4 protein-coding genes and 2 other annotated features are annotated in these 4,692 nt (G+C 36.4%); all 4 genes read left to right on the top strand.

The genetic code is table 11. The features are described from left to right. Positions 1–254: RNA-guided endonuclease InsQ/TnpB family protein (locus tag BM211_RS22880; RefSeq protein WP_177206985.1), on the top strand; the 254-nt coding region annotated here is incomplete at its 5' end. Positions 255–571: 317 nt separating this feature from the next. Beyond that, positions 572–751 carry a hypothetical protein gene (locus BM211_RS22875; protein ID WP_090999770.1) on the top strand — a complete coding sequence of 60 codons (180 nt, stop codon included), beginning with the start codon at positions 572–574 and terminating at the stop codon, positions 749–751. A 718-nt stretch (positions 752–1,469) separates the two neighbouring features. Beyond that, positions 1,470–1,699 (top strand) — a binding site (T-box leader). 46 nt (positions 1,700–1,745) lie between these two features. Then, positions 1,746–1,974: a binding site (T-box leader), on the top strand. 249 nt (positions 1,975–2,223) lie between these two features. Then, positions 2,224–3,552, top strand: coding sequence for an amino acid permease (locus tag BM211_RS22870; RefSeq protein WP_090999768.1), 1,329 nt, complete (start codon positions 2,224–2,226; stop codon positions 3,550–3,552). 177 nt (positions 3,553–3,729) lie between these two features. Next, positions 3,730–4,383 (top strand): YdeI/OmpD-associated family protein, encoded by a 654-nt coding sequence (locus BM211_RS22865; RefSeq protein ID WP_090999765.1) that lies wholly within the window; start codon positions 3,730–3,732, stop codon positions 4,381–4,383. The last annotated feature ends 309 nt before the right edge of the window (positions 4,384–4,692 follow it).

Here is a 4,692-nt window from a genome sequence, read left to right as displayed (position 1 = left end):
CTATTTCTGATGCGGGGTGGGGAATGTTTCGAAACATGCTTGCTTACAAATGTGAAAATCATGGTGGTGTACTCATTAAGGTAGAACCAAAGTATACTTCACAAGACTGTTCTGTTTGTGGGAATCGTGTGAAGAAGTCTCTCTCTATTCGTACTCACATTTGTACAAAATGTGGAACGGTATTGGATAGAGACTATAACGCGAGCCGGAACATCTTACAAAAAGGATTAGAAGAATTGCTTGCTACAAATTAAAACCTATAAACTGTAGGGCAAGGTTATGTCCGAACAGTATAATCTACGCCTGTGGAGACTGTGTAAGACGTAGTGGGACACCCCACTACGCAACGGTCTATGAAACAGGAAGCCTCTTCTTCAATCAGGCCGTAAGGTGGATAAGGAGGGGTTATTCACTAGAAAAAGAGGAAGTAACAAAGGAATTTGTAGAAGTATTTACATCATCATTAAAAAATTCCGAGTGTTTAGGTGAATGTACTATTTTTTAAAATGAAGATGGGAAGCACAATAAAAAAAATATAAGGTTTTTAGTAGGTCCAGGTTGTAACTGGTTCATGGTTCAAAAACAAGATGAGTTAGAAGTGTGTAATTTAAAGGATACGGTATTTTTAGAAAAATTGTTTTTTGAAACAACAGGAATTACTATGACAGTTGGTTCAAAGTATACCATGAAAGCTAGAGTGAAAAGAGGAATAAATAATGCTTGGGCAAAAACGATAGGGTGGTTCAAGTGAGATTCTGCGCTATTAAAATAATACTTAAAAATATATAAGGCGTATGAGGAAGAACAGAAAATTATGCAATTTTCTAAAGAAAGGCTGTTACAAAATGGTTCTATTGCTCTGTTAAAAGAAGAGACAGAAAAGATTGTAATTTGTTACAGTTACTTATTTTCAAGAACATGATCCGAATAAAGTGAAACTTTAATCAGTGGGGGGGTTCTTCATCCCCCACTGATTATTAGTTGAACCAATCGGGCTTTTAAGAGCAGTTTATCTCCCGCCTAACTTCTTTGCTTCCGCTGAATTTTGAGGCGGGAGTATTACTGCTCGTTAATGCGGGATAAATTATGAAACTATGATGCCATGAAAACAAAACCATCTAATTATGACAATTGAGAATTTCCCAAGGTTGAGTAAAAAATCTCCTATTTACCTCCAATCTAATATACTCTTTTTATTTATTTTAATATTAATTCTGAATATTTAAAACGAAAATATTCTATTATTATGATCGGGAATGGTTTCTTAAGCGATTCATTGATGAGTCACATAGGAGGCCTTTTATTGACTCCAGTCCGGTTTAGAACTGTAATTTTCACTAGGAAAGAGAGTGTAGATAGTTTTTCAAAAAAAAGTATTTTTAAAAACTATTGACAGAATATTAATGCAAGCTCTATAATACAAAACATACTTATTAAAGACTGTAGCTACGTCATATAAATTGAAATAAAATTGAGCAATGAAGGGAATATAAGTAGTGCTTATCTCACTGTTTTAGAGAGCTGATGGAAGGTGCAAATCAGTACAAAGATAAGTGTGAATTTCAATCCTGGAGCATCTTTTTCGAAGTAAAGGACGACCTTTATGAGGGAAAGACGGTCAAATATGAGATCGTTAACAAAGTTGAGAGGCAGACTCAGTCTGCAACTAGGGTGGTACCGCGATATATTCGTCCCTACTGATACAATCAGTAGGGACTTTTTTATTATATAAAAAACATAATATTGGAAATGCAATGAAAGGAATACAGTAATACTTATTTCCCTGTTTCAGAGAGCTGATGGAAGGTGTGAATCAGTACATAAATAAGTGTGAATTTCAATCCTGGAGCATCTTTTTCTTCTATAAAGGGCGACCTTTATAGAGGAAAGGGCGGTCAATAGATCGTTAACAAAATGAAGAGGCAGACGTTAGTTTGCAATTAGGGTGGTACCGCGGTGTAAATCGTCCCTGTCGTATAGGACAGGGACGATTTTTTTATTAAAAGGAAAACTACAATTGATCTTATAAAGTGAAACTTTAATCAGTGGGGGTTTTCTTCATCCCCCACTGATTATTAGTTGAACCAATCGGGCTTTTAAGAGCAGTTTATCTCCCGCCTAACTTCTTTGCTTCCGCTGAATTTTGAGGCGGGAGTATTACTGCTCGTTAATGCGGGATAAAATCTTTTGTGAAATTTTATATATAAATGAGAGGAGAAAATTATGGGATTACAAAAAAGGTTATTGCCGCGGCATGTCCGTTTGATGGCACTCGGAGGAGCAATCGGCACTGGGATATTCAAAGGGACTTCTGAAACAGTATCAATAGCGGGGCCAGCAGTTATATTTTCTTATCTGTTTGCGGGATTATTACTTCTTGTCGTAATGAGTGCACTTGCGGAGATGGCTATCGCTTATCCTGGGATGAATATGAAAGGGTTTATTCGTAAAGCACTTGGACAAAACGTGTCGTTTGTGATTGGATGGATGTACTGTTTCATGTTGTTAGTTGTATGCGTCATTGAAGTAATCGCTGCAGGAAGCTTCCTGCAATATTGGTTTCCTTCTATGTCATTATGGTCTTTAAGCTTTATGAGTGCAATTTTCATTGTGGCTATTAATTTTATGAATGTAAAGCATTACGGAGAGTTCGAATTTTGGTTTGCTGGAATTAAAATTACGATGATTGTCCTATTCCTTATTTTAGGCGGCGCTATTTTATTCGGAGTAATCCCAAGCAATGAAACACACTATATGCAAAACTATGTACAGCACCAAGGATTCTTCCCACACGGCTGGTCAGGAGTATTCTCGGCATTGTTAATCGTAATTTTTTCTTACGGTGGTTCTGAACTTATCGGATTGACTTTAACAGAAATGAAGGATACAGAGAAAGTATTGCCTAAAGTGATTAAAGGCGTATTTTGGAGAATTGTATTATTCTATACACTTCCAATCCTTATCATTTGCGGATTAATTCCATGGAATGAAATTGGCAACCAAGCAAGCCCGTTTGTACAAGTATTATCGGCAGTTGGATTTAAAGGATCAGCTCATATTATGAACTTTGTCCTAATCACAGCAGTATTGTCGGCGGCAAACTCTGGTATTTATGGCTGCACACGTATGCTGCATTCCTTAGCAACAGAAGGAGAAGCACCGAAACAATTTTCATTTGTTGCGAAGAACGGTGTTCCTGTATATAGCGTTATCTTGAGCTCTATCGTTCTTGTTGGCGGCACATTCGTAGCATACTTTTCACCTGACCGCGTTTTTGGGTATTTAATGGCAATTCCAGGATTTACAGTATCATTAGTGTGGATCAGCATATGTTTATCACAACTGAAGCTCCGCAAAACATATACAAAGTTGCCGCACTTTAAAGTATGGGGATTTCCATATGCAACTTTATTTACTGCAATCACATTAAGTATTTGCTGCGTGGCATTTACATTCAGTGATCAAAACAGAGCGAGTATTTTTCTTTGTTTAAGTGTTTTAATTATTTTGATTCTATGTTCTGTTTTTGTAGGCAAAAAGAAAAAAGTATAGTAAAACTACATTTTGAAGATAGATGAAAGGCAGACTGTTGTGTGGTCTGCCTTTTTATTTTAAGAAAGTTTAAGTGACCATCTTAACTGACATTTTTCCATCAATAAGGTACACTTTATGAATGAAAATAGTTGCTGAATAATCAATTGTAAGAAACAAAAAATGAAGGAGCCTATTATGACAATTATTGATAAATTAAAACTAACGAAATTCCAAAACATGGCCGTAATCAATCAACCAAGTGACTATAGTATCTTTACTGAACAAAAAACGACTCTTTCAAAAGAGCATGATGCTATTTTCATTTTTGTAGAAACACTTGATGAAATGGTTATGCACACACAAACGATTCTTAACGATGAACAACTATTACTTGAAAAAGGCTATATATTTTTCGCATACCCGAAAAAAGGGAATAAGCGCTATGAAACATATATTCACAGAGATGAAATGTTCCCAGCAATGAACGTTGGAGAAGATGGATATGTAGGGAATAGTGATATTAAGTTCGCCCGTATGGTAAGTGTGGATGATGTTTTCACTGTTGTCGGTTTAAAACGTGAAAAAAAGAAAGCGAAGAAAACAGCAGCTTCCAGCCAGTGTGTTGCAGATTATGAGAACAATGTGAAAGATGTTGAAGCATTATTAGCCGATTATCCAAACGAACTGAAGTTTTACCAAAGCTTAACTCCTGGATATCAAAAAGACTGGGCACGTCACATTTTCTCAGCAAAGCAACAACAAACGCGCGATAAACGCCAACAACAAATGGTGGATATCCTTTCACAAGGGTACAAAACAATCGATTTATTCCGTCGGAAGAAGAAATAAAGTGAAGCCTTTCATCGGTGGGGATTTTCTTTATTCTCCACTGATGGCTAGTATATCACCATAACCTATCATTAACGGTAGTTAGTCTGCCTAATTTAAAAGGAGAATAAGCTCCTTTATTTTTTTAAAACATAGCATGTAAAAGACTATGAAATAATTATAAAAAGTTGGTGAAAACATGCTATATGATTCTGAACGTATAGGTTTGGGGAGCTTACTAGGCATAGGCAAAGGCTTACTAGGCATGGGCAAGGGAGGATTTCCAGGCATGGGTATGGGAGGATTTCCAGGCATGGGTATGGGAGGATT

This window comes from Bacillus sp. 491mf (genome assembly GCF_900112415.1).
Lineage (GTDB): Bacteria > Bacillota > Bacilli > Bacillales > Bacillaceae_G > Bacillus_A.
Note: the sequence above shows the minus strand (reverse complement) of the source record. Positions and strands in the feature narration are given on the sequence as shown.